Here is a 20,074-nt window from a genome sequence, read left to right as displayed (position 1 = left end):
GCGCCCCTACCACCGATGCTGTCGTTCACGTTGCTCGCGCATGAAATCGATAAAGGCGCGCAGCTTGAGCGGCAGGTGCCTGCCGGCGGGAAAGTAGATGAAAAACCCCGACGCTTCGCTGGCGAAACCCGGCAGCACTTCCACCAGTTGCCCCTGTGCCAGCGCCTGCAACACCGTGCCCTGAAAACGCTGTGCGATACCCAGGCCCGCCAACGCTGCATCCTTGATCAGCCGATCTTCGTTAAAAATCAAACTGCCGCTAACGTCCAGCGCGCGTTCATCGTCGCCCAGGCTAAAATACCAGGGTTCCAGTTTGCCGCTGCCGGGGAAACGGTAGCGCAGGCAGTGGTGAGCAGGCAGATCGTCCGGCGTGGCCGGTACGCCGCAGCGCGCCAGATAGTCGGGCGAGGCGACCAGCACCCGGCGCTGGCCGTTGTCGATCGGCACGGCGATCATGTCCTTTTGCAGCATGGCGTGCATGCGAATGCCGGCATCGAAACTGCCCAGCACCAGATCGGAAAAGCGGTCTTCGGTAAACAGCTCCAGCTGCACTTCGGGATAGCGCCGTTGAAATTCCGCCAGGTGCGGCATCACCAGCAGCGAGGCGGCCAGCTGCGGCAGCGTGATGCGCAGCAGGCCCGCCGGCTGTGCGCCCAGGGCGCGCACGTCGTCCGCCGCCACGTCGATCTGGCTCATCGCCGGCGATACCTTCTGATAGAACAACCGGCCCTCGTCGCTGAGACGCACCGAGCGGCTGGTGCGGTGAAATAACCGCACTCCCAGCTGATTCTCCAGCGCCTGAATGTTTTGCGATACCGCCGGTGGCGTGACGCCCAGCTGGCTGGCCGCGCGAGTAAAGTTGCCCAGGCGTGCGACGGCTTCGAAATAGGGCAGCAGCTGCAGGAGTGAACTCATCTATCAATAACCTGTGCTTAATGATTCATTAAATTATGCCTTATTTTAATTTATGACGAACGTTTTAGACTGATTTTACTTTCCATCAGAGAGATAAAAATCATGTCGGCAGAACAACGGGCGTTAACAGAACGGATCGCGGCGATCGATCAACAGGCGATGGCCGAAGGGCGCATCGTGGGCAGCGTAGTGCTGGTGGCGCGGCAGGGCGAGATTTGCTACGCCGGGGCGGCCGGCTATGCCGATCGCGAAGCGCGGCGGCCGATGCGGCGAGAAACGCAGTTCCGGCTGTCGTCGGTCTCCAAACCCTATACCACGCTGGCGGCGCTGCGCCTGATAGAACAGGGCAAGCTGAGCCTGGACGACGCGGTCAGCGACTGGCTGCCGTGGTTTACCCCGGCGCTCGCCGACGGCCGGCGCCCGGCGATCAAGATTCGTCATTTGCTGAGCCATACCGCGGGGCTGGACTATCGGCTGAACCAGCCGCCGGCAGGCGTTTATCATCAGTTGGGGATCCAGGACGGCGTGGAGCTGTCGACGCTGACGCTGGAGCAAAACCTGCGGCTGTTGGCGCAGGCGCCGTTGCTGTCGGCACCGGGGGAGCGCTTCAACTATTCGCTGGCGATCGACGTGCTTGGCGCGGTGCTGGAACGGGTGACGGGCATGCCGCTGCCGCAGCTGTTTGTCGAATGGGTGGCGCAGCCGCTGGGGCTCGGCAATACCGCGTTCCATGCGACGGACGCCGCGAACCTGGCGACGCCGTATTACAACACCCCGCAGGGGCCGCAGCGCATGCATGAAGGCCTGCGGGTGGCGCTACCGGAGGAGATGGCGGGGGGCGAAGTGCTGTTTTCACCGATGCGGGCGCTCAACGCCGGGGCCTATCCTTCTGGCGGCGCGGGCATGGTCGGCGATGCCGACGACGTGCTGAAGCTGGTGGAGGCATTACGCAGCGGCGGGCAGGGCATTTTGCAGCCGGACACGGTGGCGTTGCTGCGCAGCCCGCACGTGGGCGCGCAGGCGCAAACGCAAGGGCCGGGCTGGGGATTCGGTTTTGGCGGGGCGCTGCTGGTGGACGCAGAAGCGGCGCAGACGCCGCAGCAGGCCGGCACGCTGACCTGGGGTGGGGTTTACGGCCACAGCTGGTTCTTTGATCCACAGGCGCAGCTGAGCGTGGTGATACTGACCAACACCGCGTTTGAAGGCATGTGCGGCCGCTATCCGCAGCAGATCCGCGATGCGGTTTACGCCGCGGAAATGGGTAAATAAAAAGGGCCCCGCAGGGGCCCTTGATCAGACTTTCAGGCGATTACTGCGCCGGTGCCGGAGCGGGTTCCGCTTCCTGCGCCGGTTCAGCGTCTTCCGCCGGGGCGCCCAGCATGGCGAACTGACCGATGAACTCCTGCAGCGACATTTTGTTGCCGTTGAAATCAACCTGATTGTCGGCATAGTGGAACGTGCTCGCGATCACGCCGTCTTTCTGGGTGGTCAGCTTGAACATCTGGCCCATGGCCGCCAGGCCCTGTACTTGCTGCTGCGCCAGTTTCTGCGCGTCTTCCTCATTGTAACCCTGCAACAGCGCGGTTTTCGCGGTCACTTCGGTGGCCATCGCTTCCGGAATGGTCAGATTGATATCCAGCTTTTTAACCGCCTGGGCGATCAGCTGATCCGGCGATTGTGCCGGGGAAGCGGCCTTGCTCGGATCGGTCAGCGCCAGATCCAGCGTGAAGGTGCTCTCGCCCTTGCTGTTTTTCCAGCTCAGCGGTGCGATGCTGAGGCTCGGGTTGCCTTTCAGCAGCAGCGGCAGGTTCTTTTGCAGCAGTTCGGCGTTTTGCTGCTCATACACGGCCGGATCCAGGTTCTCGCCCTGTTGCAGCAGCGCCATGGTCTGGCGGTTGTAGCTGTCGGCGAAGTCTTTCAGCGCTTTGCCGTCGACGTTGTCGATTTTCAGCGCCAGCTTGCCGGCGCCGAAGTCGTTGCCCTGCACCTTGAGCGCGTCCATGGTGTAGTCGATCTGGCCGCCGATGTTGCTGCTGCCTTGCTCGCCGAACTTGCTCACCAGGTTGAAACCGTCCAACGCCACGGTATCTTTACCGTCGATCGTCAGTTTGAACTGCTTCAGCATCATCGTCTGATCGCCGAGCTTCACGCCGAACTTGCTCTCGTTGCTGTTGCCTTTCAGGTTGAAGCCCTGGAAGGTGATCTGCTCGTTTTGACCGAATTCGTTCGGGCTGGCGAACACGATATTGTCGCTATTGGCGTCCAGCACGAATTTTTTCAGATCGCTGGACACGTCGGCGTTAATGGTGGCGCCGCTGAATTTCAGCGAAGACTTATCTTTTTGGTAGTCCAGCGGGATGATGTCGATGGCGGACGAAGTGTCCCCGCTGTAAGAGATGCGCGAATCGGCGGTAAACAGCGATTTGCCTTTGGTGGTGTCAAACAGGCCCTTCACCGCCGGGGTATTTTCCAGCTCGGTATGCACCGACGCCATGCTCGGCAGCAGATTGAATTTTTTCAGCTGGGCGAAGGGGAACGGGCCGTGATCGATGGTTTCCAGGAACGCCACTTCTTCACCGGCTTTCAGCGCCGCGTTTTCACTGGTATCCGTGCCGTCGGAACGCAGCACATAACGCACTTTACTGCTGAACAGGCCGCGCTGGTAATTTTCATAGCTCAGCTTGACGCCGGCTTTCGGCAGGTAGGCTTTCAGCTGGCCGTTGGCGTTGTCGACGACTTCGCCCATGTGCTGCTCGATCAGTTTCCCGGTGTACCAGGATGCCCCGGTCCATGCTGCGCCAAGAACCACAATGACGCTGACAGCGACTAACGATTTTTTCATAGCTCTGTTTCATCCTTTTTTCTTATCACCCTCCGTTGCGCGGGAGGGGCAAATAGGGGCCGACAAAAAACGCCCGCAGGCGTTTAATTGTGGGGGTAGCTCTCGCTTTCAGCAAGCAATTTGCTGAAATTTATCAACGGTTAGGCCAGCTGGTTATAAACCCTGGCGATGCGGCCGCTGCCGCTGACGTTGACCGGGGATTCGAAAGCCCCGATAAAGCAGGATTCGCCCGGTTTGAGCGTCAGGCGTTGCCCGGATTTTTCCAGCGTCGCTTCGCCGGTGACGCAGAACACGATGGCGGCGCTCCGCTGTGCCAGCGCCTGTGGTGCGGCGGTCAAATCGTGCAGCGAGAAGGCGAAATCCTCCACCGGGATCGGGAAGAACAGCGCGTTGCCGCGTTGCTCCGGCTGGGTCAGCAGGCCGGAAGCCGGCTGCGGGCGGAACTGCAGATTAGCCAGCAGTTCAGGCACGTCGATGAATTTCGGCGTCAGGCCCGCGCGCAGCACGTTATCCGAGTTGGCCATCACCTCCAGCGCCACCCCTTTCAGGTAGGCGTGCGGCGTTTCGGCATACAGGAACATCGCTTCGCCCGGCGCGAGCTGCACCACGTTCAGCAGCAGCGGTGAGAACAGGCCGCTGTCGTCCGGATAAAAGCCGGCGATAAAGCGCACGGTATCCCAGGGTTCCCCCTGCTGGTTGTTGAGCGCGGCTTTCAGCACGCCGAGCGCCAGCGACTTTTGTTCGCCGCTCATCGTCAACAGGCTGGCGAACAGGGTAGCGAGATGCGCGGTGTCCGGCTGTTGCAGGAAGGCGGCGATGTCGTGGTGTGCGCCGGCAATCGGCTGCAGCAGGGAAACGATATCGGCCAGTTCGCGAAAGCCGTTCATCGCCAGGAACGGCGTCAGGGCGAACACCAGCTCGGGCTTGTGGTTGGGATCTTTATAGTTGCGTTCGGCGGCGCTCAGCGGAATGCCGGCGGCATTCTCTTTTGCGAAGCCGATCTCGGCCGCCGCTTTGCTCGGGTGGACCTGGATCGACAATGGCTGATCGGCGCAGAGTACTTTAAACAGGAACGGCAACTCGCCAAAGCGGCTTGCGACGTTGGCACCCAGCTGTTTTGGCTGGTCTTCATCGATCAGATCGCGCAGCGAACGCAGTTCGCCGTCGGCGCCCGGCACGCGGGAAGGGCTCTTGGGATGGGCGCCCATCCACAGTTCGGCCATCGGCTGATTATCCGGGTTGGCGATGCCGTAAAGGCGGGTCAGCGCATCGTGGCTGCCCCAGGCGTAATTTTGTACCGCGTTGGTCATTTTTTGCATGTCGATAAACATCCTTAGCGTCATTGTCGTACCGGGTGACAATAATTTACTGATTTTATACGGTTAATTGAATCTGTGCCGACAACCATCATACCCCCGCGTCGGCAGGAAAAATCATGGGCGCGATCAACATAACGCCGGATAACGCCGCGCCCGGCAACGGGGCCAAAGTATAGCGTGATAACGATCGGCGCCTCAATTGGCGCGCGGGCCTCAAGGTGGCCCGGAAAACCCGCCGATCGATTATTCTTTGGAACCGCGGGATTATTGCCGATAGCCCGTTTATCCTGCATCATTATTTATTTTCCAGCATGTCAAAATATGTCGGCTGAATTTATTTTTTACCGTCTGAGCCATTCCCTTATTATTATTTTTGCACTGCGCCGGGCGATCACACGCCGAGCTTAAACCTGCGCGCCAGACCCCTTTACCGTAACGGCTAACGAGTCGATTTAACGAAACAAGAGGTCTGTTGCATGAAAAAACTGTTGTTGCTGTTGGGGCTTTGCACCGGCGCAGCCCAGGCGGCGGTGATTGTCACCTATCCCTACGCCGCGCCGCGCACCGTGGTGATCGCGCCGGTGCCGATCGTCGTTGCACCCGCGCCGGTCGCGGCTCCCGCTGCGATCGCGCCTGTGGCGCATCCGTTGGCACTCACCGCCGGCGCGGTGGCGACCGGGGCCTATCGGCATAATGAACGGCAGGACGCCTACGACGAGATCAATCATCTGCAGCAACAACGTATCGATGAACTCAATCATTTACAGGCACAGCGCATCAATAATTTTAATTTGCGTCATCCGCGTTAATGCTACCCACGTTTTTATTCTCCAGGCTCATTCCCGGCCGTTTATTTCGCCACGGATTAACCGGCGGAAAATAACCGCGTCGTTAATGGGTAAAAGAGATGAAACGTGCTGTGAGATAACTCTCTTAATGCGAATAGTTATTATGTCACTATACTGGGAGTGCATGCCGACGAGGGGTAGCGCGTCGGCCTAACCCTACAATTTTAGGAATTATGCTAAGGAGATAATGATGGCAGGCGTTCGTATCGAAAAAGACTCTATGGGCCCCATCGAAGTACCGGCCGACAAGCTGTGGGGCGCGCAAACCCAGCGTTCGTTGGCGCATTTCCGCATTTCCTCCGAAAAGATGCCGACCGCGCTGATCCACGCGCTGGCGTTGACCAAGCGCGCCGCCGCGCAGGTGAACGTGGATCTGGGGCTGCTGCCGGCCGAACGGGGCGCCGCCATCATCAACGCCGCCGATGAAGTGCTGGCGGACAGCCATGCCGACCAGTTTCCGCTGTCGATCTGGCAAACCGGTTCCGGCACCCAGACCAACATGAACATGAACGAAGTGTTGGCCAACCGCGCCAGCGAGTTGCTGGGTGGCGTGCGCGGTGAAGAGCGCAAGGTGCACCCGAACGACGACGTCAATAAAAGCCAGAGCTCCAACGATGTGTTTCCCACCGCGATGCACGTGGCGGCGGTGATTGCGCTGCGCGAACACCTGATCCCCGTGCTGAAAGTGCTGCACAAGACGCTGAGCGACAAGGCCGAAGCTTACCGTGACATCGTCAAAATCGGCCGCACCCATCTGCAGGACGCCACGCCGCTGACCCTGGGGCAGGAGATCTCCGGTTGGGCGGCGATGTTGGCGCACAATCTGAAACACATCGAGGACAGTATCCCGCACATCGCCGAGCTGGCGCTGGGCGGCACGGCGGTCGGCACCGGGCTGAACACCCATCCGGAGTACGCGGTGCGCGTCGCTAAAGCGCTGGCGGAGTTGACCCATCAGCCGTTCGTCACGGCTCCGAACAAGTTCGAAGCGCTGGCGACCTGCGACGCGCTGGTGCAGGGGCATGGCGCGCTGAAAGGGCTGGCGGCTTCGCTGATGAAGATCGCCAACGACGTGCGCTGGCTGGCGTCCGGCCCACGCTGCGGCATCGGCGAGATTTCGATCCCGGAGAACGAACCGGGCAGCTCCATCATGCCGGGCAAGGTCAACCCGACCCAGTGCGAGGCGATGACCATGCTGTGCGCCCAGGTGCTGGGCAACGACGTGGCGGTGAACATCGGCGGTGCTTCCGGCAACTTTGAGCTGAACGTATTCCGCCCGATGGTGATCCACAACTACCTGCAGTCGATTCGCCTGCTGGCCGACGGCATGCAGGGCTTCAACGAGCACTGCGCGGTGGGCATCGAACCGAACCGCGATCGCATCACCCAGCTGCTGAACGAATCGCTGATGCTGGTGACGGCGCTCAACACCCATATCGGCTACGACAAGGCGGCGGAAATCGCCAAGAAAGCGCACAAGGAAGGGTTGACGCTGAAAGCTGCGGCGCTGAAGCTCGGCTACCTGACCGACGCGCAGTTCGACGAGTGGGTGCGGCCGGAAGCGATGGTCGGCAGCATGCAGAAATGATTGATCTGTGAGGCAACCGGGGGCTTACTGAGGTAAGCCCCTTTTTTATGGAGAAATCAAGATGTCGCGCGCGCAACGTTTACTCGATCTGATGCAGCTGCTGCGCAGCCACCGTTATCCGGTGGCGGGTCATGCGCTGGCGCAAACGCTGGGCATCAGCATGCGCACGCTGTACCGCGATATCGCTACGCTGCAGCAGCAGGGGGCGGAGATCGTCGGCGAGGCGGGTGTCGGCTATGTGCTACGGCCCGGCTTTATGCTGCCGCCGCTGATGTTCTCGCAGGCGGAAACAGAAGCGCTGGTGCTGGGGATGCGTTGGGTCAGCCGCCGCGGCGACAGCCAGCTGGCGAGCGCGGCGGGCCAGGCGCTCGCCAAGATCGCCGACGTGCTGCCGCCGGCGCTGCGGGAGGCGCTGGAGGCCAACACGCTATTGATAGCGCCGGTTCAGGCGCCGCCGGTGGCGGATGCGATGCGGGTGCTGATCCGTGACACCATCCGCCGCGAGCGCAAGCTGCATATCGACTATCTCGATCTGGCGGGGCAGCGCAGCGAACGCCTGCTGTGGCCCTTTGCGCTGGGTTTTTTCGAGCAGTTCCAGATGCTGGTCGCCTGGTGTGAGCTGCGCCAGGCGTTTCGCCATTTTCGCCTCGATCGCATTCAGGCTGCTACGCCTTTGGAACAGCGCTATCCGCGCGGCCGGCGGCGGTTGCTGAAAGAGTGGCGCCTCAGTGAGGGCATTGCGGAGCAATAGCGGCACGTTGCTGCCATAAACTGTCAGTCGCACCCCTTAGTCTGTGCCTATCGGGAACCGGCCGGTTCCCATCACCCAGAGGACAGACCGATGACCCTTCCCAGCATGACCCTGCTTTACGTCGACAACCCGCTGAACAGCGCCGCCTTTTATCAACGTTTACTGGGACAGGCGCCGGTAGAGCTTTCCCCTGGCTTCGCCCTGTTCGTGCTCAACAACGGCTTCAAGCTGGGAATGTGGGCCAAACAGGGGGTAAAACCCGCTGCCACGTTGACCGGTGGCGGCGGTGAACTGGGCTTTTTGTGCCAGGATCCGCAAGAGGTCGAAGCGCGCTATAACCAGTGGCGCGAACTCGGGCTGCCGATTGAGCAAACGCCGACCGAGATGGAGTTCGGTTACACCTTCGTGGCGCGAGATCCGGACGGCCATCGCCTGCGGGTGTATGCCCTCAGCGAGTAGCGTCGTCGGTATACAGATGCAGACGCGGCACCAGCAGCCGCAGCGGCCGGGCGTCGGGTTTGTAGCGGTGTTTCACCGCGTCGACGTCGTAGTTGAGCAGTTCGCCGATCTTCGGCACCGCTGCGCCGTTTTCAACCTGACACAGGGCGATCAGCGGCAGCGGGCAGGGGTGTTGCACCTGTTTTTGCTGCTGCTGATACCACACCCGGGCGATCGGCTGCACTTTGACCGGCCGCTTGATTTTCAGCGTCGCGTGCTGCGGCAGGCGGCTGACGTCGTCTATCTCGCGGCTGACCAGGGCAGCCCACTGTTCACGGCTGTGCGGCGGTACCGCGCGGCCGGCTTTCAGGCTTTTCTCCAGCTGCGCCAGGATGTCGTCCCGCTTGACGTTTTTGATGATGTGCTTGTTGGCCCAGCCGAAGCGCACGGAGTCGGGATTGGTCAGGGCGGTGAGGGTGCGATAGGCGCTGAGGGTAATCAGCCCGTGCAGATGGGTGTGCACGAACTCGAAACGCTGCTCCGGCGCCAGGCCGGAATCGACGGTGATAATCTGTTCCAGTTCGCCCTTCAGGCGGTTGATCAGCGCCAACTGCGTTTGCAGCGCCTGATACTCCGGCTGCTCCACCGCCAGACAGAGGACGCCGGGCAGGCGCACGGCGGCCTTGCTGCTGACATTCTCCCGGTTATGGTGGATGAACAGCCGCTGATAATGCTCCAGCGCCAGATCGCGCGCCGCTTGCCCCACATGCTGTTCGACCGCGATATGCGAGATAGCCTGATGTTCCTGGCCTTTTTCAACCTCCGGCAGGCTGAACACCCGCGCCGCCAGCAACCGCAGCGGGGCGATCTGCTGCTGCAGCGCGCCGAGCGCCTGCTCCAGCTCGGTAAAGCAGGCGTTCATCCGGCCAATCACATCGTATCTGCTCATTGCACGCTCCTATTTTAGTTACAACATACTATAGAGGAGTAGCGGACAGGGGGCAACATCGGCCCCTGCGCCGTAGGCAGCTTCACTGGCCACCCGGCTTACCAGCGGAAAATGCGCCATAGCGGCCTCTACGCCAGGGCACGTAATACACCCGGTATGCGTAGTGTTTTGATTCATTGATGGATTTTCTCCTGTTTGTTTGTGTTTTGTTTAATCCATTTTCCGATCGCCGTTGTCCAAACGCTGGAACAAACAGAATGGCAGGACGCTATGAGCCCTTGGGGTTATCTTTTCTTCTGTCATTAACGGGTGCTTTAAACGGAGGTTCACTGTGGATATTAAACAGAAAGTCAAAAACATGACGCTGGAAGAGAAGATCGGGCAAAAAATCATGCTGGATTTTCGCTACTGGGATCGGAACGGTAGCAGCAATCAGGATATGACCGTCCCCGATGAAGCCATTGGCAAGCTGATCGCCGATAACCACGTGGGTGGGGTGATCCTGTTCGCCAATAATCTTAAAGACAAGCAGCAGATCAACACGTTGACGGCCTGGTATGCCGCGATGAAAACCCACGCCGGCATTCGTTTGTTTATTGGCACGGACAACGAGGGCGGTAACGTTTTCCGGCTGCCGCGCGGCGACTATGCCTCATTCCCCGGCAATATGGCGCTGGCGGCGGCGATTGAAGGGGGCGCGGATGAACAGCTCGCCGTTGAACAGGGCAAGCTGATGGCTCAGGATATGCGCGCGTTGCATATCAATACCAACTTTGCCCCGGTCGTTGATGTCAACACCAACCCGTTCAACCCGGTGATTAACGTTCGCGCCTTCAGCGATGATAAGAACACCGTTTCCCGTCTGGCAGAGAAAATGGTGACGGGCATGAAACACCAGGGGCTGATCACCGCGTATAAACACTTCCCCGGCCACGGCAGCACCTCCACCGACTCGCATACCGGTTTGCCGCGCGTCGATCGCACGCGGGAAGAGGCCTTTGCCATCGACATCGCCCCTTACAAGCAGGCCATCGATCGCTGCGCGGCGCCGGACATGGTGATGACCGCGCATATTCAGTATCCGGCACTGGATAACCGCCAGATCGATACCCGCAGCGGTGAAAAAATCACGGTGCCGGCCACCATGTCGCATGAAATTCAGACCCAGATCCTGCGCAATGAGTTGGGGTATGCCGGCGTAACGATTTCAGATGCGCTGGATATGGGCGCGATTGCCGAGCATTTCAGCCAGCAAGCGGCGGCTGAAAACGTCTTTGCTGCCGGGGTGGATATTGCCCTGATGCCTGTCAGCATCGCCTCGCCGGCCCAGGCGAGCCTGCTGCCGGATCTGATCCGCTACCTTGCAGACAGGGTGAAAACGGGGCATCTCAGCGAGGCTGATATCGATGCCTCGGTCGAGCGAATTTTGTGCCTGAAATTACGCCATAGCCTGATGGGCCATAGCGAGAAACCCTGTTCCAGCGACGTTGCGTCGTTAGCGCATAAGCTGGAAAAACGTATCGCCGATCGTTCCATTACCGTGGTGATCAATCGCCACAGCCTGTTGCCGTTAAAGGACAAGGCGCTGCGCTACTTTATTCTGACCCCATGGGGCGAGCAGGCCAACGGCATTGCGCGCGTGATGGCGCAGGAGGGGTATCAGAACGTCGTTGCCGCGAAGGAAACGGAGCTGAGCGACGCCCAGGTCAGGGAACATATTGCCGGCTGCGACGTGTTCCTGCTCGGAACCCTCTCAACCCGCTTTACGCCGGCTGAACAGGATGGGGTCGTTACCTCCGCTACCGGGGCGGGTGATGACAGCAGCCCTTATCCGGGCTGGTTGAAATACGCCGCCGAGCAGGGGAAAAAACGGATTCACCTCTCACTGCGCGCACCTTACGATATCGTGAACTATGCCGCAGACGTGGAGGCGGCCGTCGCCACCTATTCCTACTACGGGTATGACAGCGGCGTGTGGCGTGGCCCTTCGATGGTCTCTTTGGCGCAGGTGCTGACGGGTAAAATCACACCGCAGGGCAAATTGCCGGTCAACACCTGGCATGACTACGATGTAGAAACCAATACGGGCAAGGTGGCGTTCCCGCGCGGAACTGGGCTGAGCTGGTAATGGGGTAAGGACACCGGCGTCGTCTGAACAGGGCGACGCCGATAGCTTGATAGCGTTGAGAAAGCGGGCAGTTTCTTGCTCTGCACGAAACGACATGGGATAACCGTCACTCACGGAAGGAGAACCAGAATGCCGACAGGCGTAACAAAATTAGGCGGATGGCTGTTGATGGCCGCAATGTTGGGCGTGAGCGGATGCGCCAAGCCACCCGAACCGGAGAAGCCCCCGCAACCGACACCGCCGATAACACCGATGCGGGGCATCTGGCTGGCCACGGTCATTGGCCTGGACTGGCCGCCGGCGGCCTCCCTGAAAGCGGAAACCGCGCAAGAGCGGGTTCGCCTGCAGAAACAGGGGCTGACGGACGCGCTGGACGAGATGGTGAAAACCGGGATTAACGCGGTGTATTTTCAGGTTAAACCGGACGGCACGGCCCTGTGGCGCTCAAGCATCTTGCCCTGGTCAGAAGTCTTGACCGGCACCGTGGGCCAGGATCCGGGGTACGATCCGCTGGCCTTTATGCTGCAAGAAGCGCACCGGCGCGGCATCAAAGTGCATGCCTGGCTGAACCCTTATCGGGTTTCCATGAATACCCGACAGCAAACGATTGACGCACTCAATCATACGCTGCAGTCGCCGCCGGCCAGCGTCTATGCGCTGCATCCCGACTGGATACGCACCGCCAACGAGCGCTTCGTGCTCGACCCCGGTCTGCCCGACGTGCGCAACTGGATCACCAGCGTGGTGGCTGAAATTGTCAAAAACTATGAGGTCGACGGCATTCAGTTTGACGATTATTTCTATTATGAAACGCCGCAATCGCCGCTGGATGATGAACGAACGTTTCGCGCATACGGAAAAGGATTTGCCGACAAAGCCGCCTGGCGCAGGGACAACACGCTGCAATTGATAAAACAGGTTTCAGCCACCGTCCGAGCGTTGAAGCCCGCGGTTGCGTTTGGCGTCAGCCCGGCGGGCGTCTGGCGAAACAAAGCGGACGATCCTGCCGGCTCGGCGACGCGGGCAGGGGGCCCATCGTACGATACGGCCTATGCCGATACGCGCCAGTGGGTCAAACTGGGGCTGCTCGATTATATCGCGCCGCAGCTGTATTGGCCTTTTGATCGTGAAATTGTCCGCTACGACGTGCTGGCCAACTGGTGGGCCGAGGTGGTGAAGGGCACATCAGTCCGGCTCTATGCCGGGGTGGCGCTGTATAAAGTGGGCACGCCTGCGGCCAGCGAGCCGGCCTGGACCGTCGATGGCGGCGTCCCCGAGCTGAAGAGGCAGCTGGATCTTAACGAGAGCCTGCCGGGGATGGGGGGAACCATCCTGTTCAGGCAGCGTTATCTGACTGAGCCGCAAACGGACAAGGCGGTGGAGTACCTGCGCACCCGCTGGAAAACCGGCCAATAATCACAGGCACTGGCAGGACGAGCCGCGGCAAACCACCGCGGCTTTTTCTTTTCAGAGGCGGGCCGCTTCCGGCAGGCGTTTCAGGTAATGCACCACCAGCAGCGCCAGCAGCAGCATCAGACTGATGAACGCCGCCACGCCATTCCAGCCGAAGCTGTGCCAGAACACGCCGCCGAGGGTGCCGGCCACGCTGGATCCGACGTAATAACAAAACAGATACAGCGACGACGCCTGGCCTTTGGCGCGGCGCGCACGGCGGCCAATCCAGCTGCTGGCCACCGAGTGGGCGGCGAAGAAACCGGCGGTGAACAGCATCATGCCGATAAAGATCGCCGGCACCTGCGGCAGCGCGGTAATCAGAATCCCGATCAGCATAATCACGATCGAGGCCAGTAGCACCGGGCCGCGCCCGAAGCGCGAGGTGAGCGCGCCGGCCTTGGGCGAGCTGTAGGAGCCGGTGAGGTATACCACCGACAGCAGGCCGACAATCGCCTGGCTCAGGTGGTAAGGATCCGCCAGCAGGCGATAGCCGATGTAGTTGAACAGGGTGACGAAGCTGCCCATCAGCAGGAAACCTTCCGCGAACAGCAGCGGCAGGCCCTTATCGTGCCAATGCAGCTTGAAGTTGATCAGCAGGGTGCGCGGGCGCAGCGAACTGGCGCGAAAATGCTGCGAAGCGGGCAGGATGCGCCAGAACATGCAGGCGGCGGCAAGGGCGAACAGGCCGATGACTCCGAGCGATACGCGCCAGGAGAAGAAGTCGGTCAACACCCCGGTCACCAGGCGGCCGCTCATGCCGCCGATCGAGTTGCCGCTGATGTACAGCCCCATCGAGAAGGCGACGAAGCTGGGGTGAATCTCTTCGCTGAGGTAGGTCATGCCGACCGCCGCCACGCCGCTCAGCGACAGGCCGATCAGCGCGCGCATCAGCAAAATGCCGTGCCAACTGGTCATAAAGGCGCAGATCAGCGTGCAGACCGCCGCCAGCAGCAGCGCCACTACCATCACCGACTTGCGGCCAATGGCGTCGGACAGCGGCCCGGTGAACATCAGGCCGATCGCCAGCAGGCCGGTGGAGACCGAAAGCGACAGGCTGCTTTCCGCCGGCGAGACGCCAAAATCTTGCGATAGCACCGGCAGGATCGGCTGCACGCAGTAGAGCAGCGCGAAGGTCGCCAGCCCGGCGGAAAACAGCGCCAGCGTCACGCGCATAAACTGCGGCGTGCCGCGTTCGATATAGGGGAGTTTGTTGTTGAGGGTGGAGCGTTTTACTTTTGGCGCAGCGGCCGCGTCATCGTTGGCGGCCAGCGTCGACGGCATCGCGGCCGCAGAACGCACAGGGGTTGTCACAGCGTTTCCTTACCGAACTTCGGGGAGATAAACAGACATTTTACAGATAACAAAATGATAGGGAGTGGCGAATTTTTTGTCTAATATATTAATAATTCAAATTAAGACTTTTTAAATATGAATATCGAATTGAGACACCTGCGTTACTTTATCGCCGTGGCGGAAGAGCTGCATTTTGGCCGCGCCGCCGAACGGTTGCGGATCTCCCAGCCGCCGCTCAGCCAGCAAATCCAGGCGCTGGAAGAGATGGTTGGCGCGCGGCTGCTGGCGCGTAACAACCGCAACGTCAGTTTGACCCAGGCCGGGGAGATGTTCCTCAAAGAAGCCTACCAGGTGCTCGATCAGGTTGGGCGCGCGGCGGAAAAGGCAGCGCGTCTGGATCGCGGTGAGCTGGGGGAAATGACCATCGGCTTTACCTCTTCCGCGCCCTTTATCGGCGTGGTGTCGCGCAGCCTGCGCGCCTTTCGTCAGCACTCCCCGCAGGTGCATATCAAAATGCGCGAAATCAACACCAAACAGCAGATCGAGCCGTTGCTGAACGGTGAGTTGGATCTGGGGGTGATGCGCAACACGCGGCTGCCGGAGGCGCTCCACTTTCAGCTTCTGCTGCGTGAACCGCTGGTGGCGGTGGTGCCGGAAGGGCATCTGCTGGCGGAAACGCCCGGCGGCGCGCTGCGGTTTCAACACCTGGCACAGGAGCCGTTCGTGTTCTTCTCGCGTGAAGTGGGCACCGCGCTGTACGACGAAATTCTGCTGCTGCTCGGCAAGGCCGGCATTACCCCGTATATCACCCAGGAAGTGGGGGAAGCGATGACCATCATCGGGCTGGTTTCCGCCGGGTTGGGGGTGTCGATTTTGCCGGCTTCTTTCGCCCGGGTGCGGGTGGACGGCGTGCGCTATTTGCCGCTGGCGGAGCCGGACGCCACCACCGAAGTGTGGCTGGTGCATCACCGCCGCCGGCCGCTGACCGCCGCCGCGCAGGCGCTGATGGCGTTGATGCTGAAATGACGTTGAGCTTGGGCAAATAAAAATCAATTCACGCTGAAATTGCGAGGAATTTGTGCAGCAAATCACATAACGAATCAAATAGTTGACGCTGTATGACAAAAGCCCCACCATAACCCCTAGTCTTTATTTAGAAGCGCGAAAAATAGTAGGAGCAGGTTTGTGATTGCGGTTGGGCAGCCTGGGCATATCGATCAAATCAAGCAGACCAATGCGGGGGCGGTTTATCGGCTAATCGATCAACTGGGCCCGATTTCGCGCATCGAACTGTCAAAACGCGCGCAGCTGGCGCCCGCCAGCATCACCAAGATCGTGCGCGAACTGCTGGAAGCCCATCTGGTCAAGGAAACCGAGTACCAGGAAATCGGCAGCCGGGGCCGCCCGGCGGTGGGGCTGGTGCTGGACACCGAGGCCTGGCACTACCTGTCCGCCCGCATCAGCCGCGGCAGCATCACGCTGGCGCTGCGCGATCTCAGCAGCAAACTGGTAGTGGAGGAGCTGCTGCCGCTGGCGGCCGAACACCCTGAACCGCTGCTGAAACGCATCCTGACCGAAGTTGATCAGTTCTTTATCCGCCACCAAAGCAAGCTGGAGCGGCTGACGGCGATCGCCATCACGCTGCCGGGCATGATCGACGTGCAGTCCGGCGTGGTGCACCGCATGCCGTTTTACGACGTGCTGGAGATGCCGCTTGGCCCGGCATTGGAAACCCGCACCGGCCTGCCGGTTTACCTGCAGCACGACATCAGCGCCTGGACCATGGCTGAAGCGCTGTACGGCGCCTCGCGCGGCAGCCAGAACGTCATTCAGGTGGTGATCGACCACAACGTCGGCGCCGGGGTGATCACCGGCGGCCATGTGCTGCACGCCGGGAGCCACAGCGTGGTGGAAATCGGCCACACCCAGGTCGATCCTTACGGTAAACGCTGCTATTGCGGCAACCACGGCTGTCTCGAAACCGTGGCCAGCATCGAAAACATGCTGGAGATCGCCCAGCAGCGACTGAGCGGCTCGATGAGCTCCAGCCTGCACGGCGCGCCGCTGACCGTTGAATCGCTGTGCGATGCCGCGCTGGCAGGCGATCAGCTGGCGCGGGACATCATTCTCGGCGTCGGCCACAGCGTGGGGCGCATTCTGGCTATCATGGTCAACCTGTTCAATCCGGAGAAGATCCTGGTGGGCTCGCCGCTCAACCGCGCGGCGGAGATCCTGCACCCGGCCATCGCCTCCTGCATTCGCCAGCAGGCGCTGCCGGCCTACAGCGAGCAGGTCAAGGTCGAATCCACGCAGTTCTTCAATCAGGGCACCATGCCCGGCGCGGCGCTGGTGAAAGAGGCGCTGTACAACGGTTCATTGCTGGTGCAGCTGCTGCAGGGCTAACATCAGAACTTCTTATTAATCCCGCAAAAGATTGAGCTACCTCAAGCCCCTACGTGGCAGCATCCCCTAGAATTTTTCCGAAAGACTTCTTCGCCGCCGGTGCGGCGACACATTGTTAACGGGGCATTCTGGGGCATTTTATTCATGTTGAAGCGTTTATTTGTGACAGGCACGGATACCGACGTCGGTAAAACCGTGGTTTCCCGCGGGTTGATGCAGGCGCTGGCCGCCGAAGGCCGTTCGGTGGCCGGCTACAAGCCGATCGCCGCACGCTGCCAGGAAACCAGCGAGGGCATCCGCAATAAAGACGCTTTGGTATTGCAGGCATCGTCAACCCTGCCGCTGTCCTACGAGGAGATCAATCCCATCACCTGCCTGGATGAGGTGTTTCACGCGCATGCGACCGAGGACATCAACTATGGCGTGATGAGCAGCGGTCTGCGGGATCTGTCCGCCAAAGCCGACACGGTGGTGGTGGAAGGCAGCGGTGGTTGGCGGGTGCTGATGAACGATCTGCGGCCTTACGCCGAGTGGGTGGTGCAGGAACAGCTGCCGGTTGTGCTGGTGGTGGGCATCAAGCTGGGCTGCGTCAGCCACGCGCTGCTGACCGCGCAGTCGATCATCAACGACGGCCTGCCGCTATTGGGCTGGGTGGCCAACCGCATCAACCCGGGGTTGGCGCACTATGCCGAAACCATCGCGGCGCTGCAGCAGCGCATTCCCGCGCCGCTGCTGGGTGAAATTCCATACCTGCCGCGCGCGGAGCAGCGCGAACTGGCGCACTACCTCGATATTTCCACGCTGCTGTAAGCCCGCTCAGGCGCACAGCGTCGCCAACAGCCGGGCGGCGATCAGCAGGCCCAATCCATACACCGTGTGGGTGAGCAGGCTGAGGAGCCGCGCTTTTCGCGGGTGGGCGGTTTTCGCCGCCGCCACGCCAAAGCCCAGCGCGGGCTGCATTACCAGAAACGGCGCCGCCAGGCTCAGCCAGCCGCTCAACAGCGCGATGAACGGCTCCGGCGCCGCATACCACCCGATGCCCGCCAAACCGATCGGGATAAAGGCAAACGCGATGCCGATGGCGTAATGCAATATCCAGCCGATTTCTCTCTCTCCCCGGCGCGGCGGTGCCGTAACGATAGTGGCGTGAAACCAGCGGCCGTCGAACATGCCGAGAAACCAACGGCCCACCAGCGCATAATCGAGAGAAGGGATGCCGAAGCGCCGCTTCAGCAGCAGCGCCCACAGATCCATGCAGAGGGTGGCGCCGGCGCCGGTTAACAGGATGTGCACTAACAGATCGGGGGTCATAGGGGTGTCCTTGGCTCAGTGACGTGATAATGTGCGCACAGTGTGCAACTTAAAGTCGGCTTCAAGTCAATGGCAAAAGAACTGGATATTGGCACGGTGGCGCGCCTGAGCGGGATCGCGCCTTCCGCGCTGCGGCATTACGAGAACAAAGGGCTGATCGCGTCGATAGGCCGCCACGGTTTGCGCCGCCAATACGCCGCCGGCGTGCTTGACCAACTGCGGCTGATCGCGCTGGCGCGCCTGGCCGGTTTTACGCTGGACGAGATGAGCGCCTTGTTTGACGAACGGGGCAAGATAGCGCTCGATCGCGGGCTGCTGGCGGCGCGGGCGGATGAGCTGGATCGCCATATCCAGCGCCTGATGCAGGTACGCGACGGGCTGCGCCACATGGTCGATTGCCCTGACCCCGAGCACCTGCAGTGCCCGCAGTTCAGGAAAATCCTGCAGCAGGGCGAGTTCTAAGCCTCGCGTTTGGGCGGCGGCGCCGAGTGATACACCGACACTGGCCGCAGGCCGCGCGACACGGTGGTGGCGATCACGCACGAGAGCAGAATGCCGGGCAGCAGCGCGTATTCGCCGGTCATTTCAAACACCATCAGCGCCGCCATGATCGGCGCATGGGTGGTGGCGGCCAGCAGGGTCGCCATGCCGGTCAGCGCCAGCAGCAGCGGCACCGCCGTATCCATGCCCGGCCACAGGCCAAACAGCTGACCGATGATCGAACCGAGCGCGGCGCCGACGAACAGCGTCGGGGTGAAGACCCCGCCCGGCGCGCCCGACCCGCTGCTGGCGAGGATCGCCAACAGTTTGCACACCAGGATCGCCCCCAGCAACAGCACCCCCGGCGGCGCGATCAGCAGCGCCTGCACCACGCTGTAACCATTGCCCCATACCTGCGGGAACAGCAGCGAAAGCAGCCCGACGATCAGGCCGCCCAGCGCCAGCTGCAACGGCGGTTTCAACCGCAGCGAGCGGAAGGCGTGGCCGGTGGCGGTCATCAGCCATAAAAACAGCGGCCCGCCGGCGCCGGCCACCACGCCGACCAGCGCCATCAGCAGGTATTGCGTCGGCAAGGGGGCCGCGAGCGGCGTCACCAGATAGAGCGGCGCCTGGCCGCCGTTGAGCAGGTTGGTCATCAGCAGGGCGCTGACCGCGGCGATCACCACCGGGCCGAGCGAGGCCAGCATCAGGGTGCCGAACAGGATCTCGGCGATAAACAGGCTGCCCGCCAGCGGCGCATGATAGGCGCTGGCCATCCCGGCGGCGGCGGCGCAGGCCACCCACAGTTTCCATTCTTTCTCGTGCGTAAAGCGCTGGGCAAACAGCGAGCCTACCAGCGCCGCCAGCAGGATCATCGCGCCTTCGCGGCCGATGGCGCTGCCGCTCGACACCACCAGCAGCGACGCCAGGCACTTCACCAGGCTGGCACCGGTGTCCAGCTTGCCGTTGCCGGTCTCGATCGCTTCCATATAGTCGGTAGGCGCCGCCGGGCGCTGGTGGCGGTAGCGCTGGTGAATATACAGCAGCAGGCCCGCCGCCAGGCCGCCCAGTGCCGGAGTGAGGGCGCGCCGCCAGCCGGGCAGCGCGGCGGCGGCGGCCACCAGGCTGCCGTCGGCATTGCCGAGCAGCAGCCACTCGAGGCCAATCATCGAACGGTGGAACAGCCACACCGCCAGAGCGGCGGCGACGCCGATGAACACGGCGATAAACAGGCTGCGCAACAGGGCGCGATAGTGGTGCAGGTGGACCAATCTTTTCATGCGTGGGCGGCGTCGTGAGAAAAATCAAAGGGTCATCAGCGCATTGTGCTTGGCGCTCCGGCCGATGACCAGTG

Annotated in this window: 19 protein-coding genes; 11 read left to right on the top strand and 8 right to left on the bottom strand. The window is 61.2% G+C overall.

Features of this window, described 5'->3' with window-relative positions:
- Positions 1–6 precede the first annotated feature (6 nt).
- Positions 7–915, bottom strand: coding sequence for a LysR family transcriptional regulator (locus C9411_RS08165; protein ID WP_107226845.1), 909 nt, complete (start codon positions 913–915; stop codon positions 7–9).
- A gap of 102 nt (positions 916–1,017) precedes the next feature.
- Here C9411_RS08165 and C9411_RS08160 point away from each other — a divergent pair, with 102 nt between their 5' ends.
- Positions 1,018–2,184 carry a serine hydrolase gene (locus C9411_RS08160; RefSeq protein WP_107226844.1) on the top strand — a complete coding sequence of 389 codons (1,167 nt, stop codon included), beginning with the start codon at positions 1,018–1,020 and terminating at the stop codon, positions 2,182–2,184.
- Positions 2,185–2,224: 40 nt separating this feature from the next.
- Here C9411_RS08160 and C9411_RS08155 read toward each other — a convergent pair whose 3' ends face one another.
- The 3 genes from C9411_RS08155 to C9411_RS25575 form a co-directional block, all read right to left on the bottom strand.
- Entirely contained in the window at positions 2,225–3,757 is a 1,533-nt protein-coding gene (locus C9411_RS08155; RefSeq protein WP_107226843.1) for a YdgA family protein, read from the bottom strand.
- Between the two features lie 140 nt (positions 3,758–3,897).
- Positions 3,898–5,076, bottom strand: coding sequence for a mannose-6-phosphate isomerase (manA, locus tag C9411_RS08150; protein WP_063990340.1), 1,179 nt, complete (start codon positions 5,074–5,076; stop codon positions 3,898–3,900).
- A gap of 20 nt (positions 5,077–5,096) precedes the next feature.
- Complete coding sequence (locus tag C9411_RS25575) at positions 5,097–5,372, bottom strand: hypothetical protein (RefSeq protein WP_130018012.1); 276 nt, start codon at positions 5,370–5,372, stop codon at positions 5,097–5,099.
- A gap of 180 nt (positions 5,373–5,552) precedes the next feature.
- On the opposite strand from C9411_RS25575, the gene C9411_RS08145 reads away from it, so the two are divergent.
- From C9411_RS08145 to C9411_RS08130, 4 genes are all read left to right on the top strand, one after another.
- Positions 5,553–5,885: a hypothetical protein gene (locus C9411_RS08145; RefSeq protein WP_063989755.1), complete on the top strand. Its 333-nt coding sequence runs from the start codon at positions 5,553–5,555 to the stop codon at positions 5,883–5,885.
- 229 nt (positions 5,886–6,114) lie between these two features.
- Entirely contained in the window at positions 6,115–7,512 is a 1,398-nt protein-coding gene (gene fumC / locus C9411_RS08140; RefSeq protein ID WP_107226842.1) for a class II fumarate hydratase, read from the top strand.
- A gap of 61 nt (positions 7,513–7,573) precedes the next feature.
- Positions 7,574–8,263 carry a YafY family protein gene (locus tag C9411_RS08135; RefSeq protein ID WP_063989757.1) on the top strand — a complete coding sequence of 230 codons (690 nt, stop codon included), beginning with the start codon at positions 7,574–7,576 and terminating at the stop codon, positions 8,261–8,263.
- A gap of 90 nt (positions 8,264–8,353) precedes the next feature.
- Positions 8,354–8,722: a VOC family protein gene (locus C9411_RS08130; protein ID WP_028128189.1), complete on the top strand. Its 369-nt coding sequence runs from the start codon at positions 8,354–8,356 to the stop codon at positions 8,720–8,722.
- Here the strand turns inward: C9411_RS08130 and tus are convergent.
- Complete coding sequence (tus, locus tag C9411_RS08125; protein ID WP_041034965.1) at positions 8,712–9,650, bottom strand: DNA replication terminus site-binding protein; 939 nt, start codon at positions 9,648–9,650, stop codon at positions 8,712–8,714. The two genes, C9411_RS08130 and tus, sit on opposite strands and share 11 nt — an antisense overlap.
- 331 nt (positions 9,651–9,981) lie before the next feature.
- On the opposite strand from tus, the gene C9411_RS08120 reads away from it, so the two are divergent.
- Together C9411_RS08120 and C9411_RS08115 are read left to right on the top strand one after the other, a co-directional pair.
- Complete coding sequence (locus C9411_RS08120; protein ID WP_107226841.1) at positions 9,982–11,778, top strand: glycoside hydrolase family 3 protein; 1,797 nt, start codon at positions 9,982–9,984, stop codon at positions 11,776–11,778.
- 168 nt (positions 11,779–11,946) lie between these two features.
- A complete protein-coding gene (locus tag C9411_RS08115; protein ID WP_369919398.1) occupies positions 11,947–13,194 on the top strand; it encodes a glycoside hydrolase family 10 protein in 1,248 nt (415 codons plus the stop codon).
- Positions 13,195–13,245: 51 nt separating this feature from the next.
- Here C9411_RS08115 and C9411_RS08110 read toward each other — a convergent pair whose 3' ends face one another.
- A complete protein-coding gene (locus C9411_RS08110) occupies positions 13,246–14,514 on the bottom strand; it encodes an MFS transporter (RefSeq protein WP_172837479.1) in 1,269 nt (422 codons plus the stop codon).
- Positions 14,515–14,661: 147 nt separating this feature from the next.
- Here C9411_RS08110 and C9411_RS08105 point away from each other — a divergent pair, with 147 nt between their 5' ends.
- The 3 genes from C9411_RS08105 to bioD all read left to right on the top strand — a co-directional run bounded on the left by C9411_RS08105 (position 14,662) and on the right by bioD (position 17,739).
- Positions 14,662–15,552: a LysR substrate-binding domain-containing protein gene (locus tag C9411_RS08105; protein WP_063989761.1), complete on the top strand. Its 891-nt coding sequence runs from the start codon at positions 14,662–14,664 to the stop codon at positions 15,550–15,552.
- A 159-nt stretch (positions 15,553–15,711) separates the two neighbouring features.
- Positions 15,712–16,929, top strand: coding sequence for an ROK family transcriptional regulator (locus C9411_RS08100; protein ID WP_033648222.1), 1,218 nt, complete (start codon positions 15,712–15,714; stop codon positions 16,927–16,929).
- 144 nt (positions 16,930–17,073) lie between these two features.
- Positions 17,074–17,739 (top strand): dethiobiotin synthase, encoded by a 666-nt coding sequence (bioD, locus tag C9411_RS08095; RefSeq protein ID WP_049199186.1) that lies wholly within the window; start codon positions 17,074–17,076, stop codon positions 17,737–17,739.
- Positions 17,740–17,745: 6 nt separating this feature from the next.
- Here bioD and C9411_RS08090 read toward each other — a convergent pair whose 3' ends face one another.
- On the bottom strand, positions 17,746–18,240 hold the full coding sequence (locus tag C9411_RS08090; RefSeq protein WP_063989762.1) for a DUF2938 family protein: 495 nt from the start codon (positions 18,238–18,240) through the stop codon (positions 17,746–17,748).
- Positions 18,241–18,309: 69 nt separating this feature from the next.
- Between C9411_RS08090 and C9411_RS08085 the strand changes: the two genes are divergently transcribed.
- Entirely contained in the window at positions 18,310–18,702 is a 393-nt protein-coding gene (locus C9411_RS08085) for a helix-turn-helix domain-containing protein (protein WP_107226839.1), read from the top strand.
- Here the strand turns inward: C9411_RS08085 and clcB are convergent.
- A complete protein-coding gene (gene clcB / locus C9411_RS08080) occupies positions 18,699–20,000 on the bottom strand; it encodes a voltage-gated ClC-type chloride channel ClcB (RefSeq protein ID WP_038873948.1) in 1,302 nt (433 codons plus the stop codon). The genes C9411_RS08085 and clcB overlap by 4 nt on opposite strands.
- Positions 20,001–20,074 lie beyond the last annotated feature (74 nt).

The sequence above is a fragment of the Serratia sp. Nf2 genome (assembly GCF_003028435.1).
GTDB classification, from domain to species: Bacteria; Pseudomonadota; Gammaproteobacteria; order Enterobacterales; family Enterobacteriaceae; genus Serratia; species Serratia marcescens_L.
The sequence above is the reverse complement of the archived record's forward strand: the minus strand, read 5'-3'. Positions and strand labels throughout refer to the sequence as shown.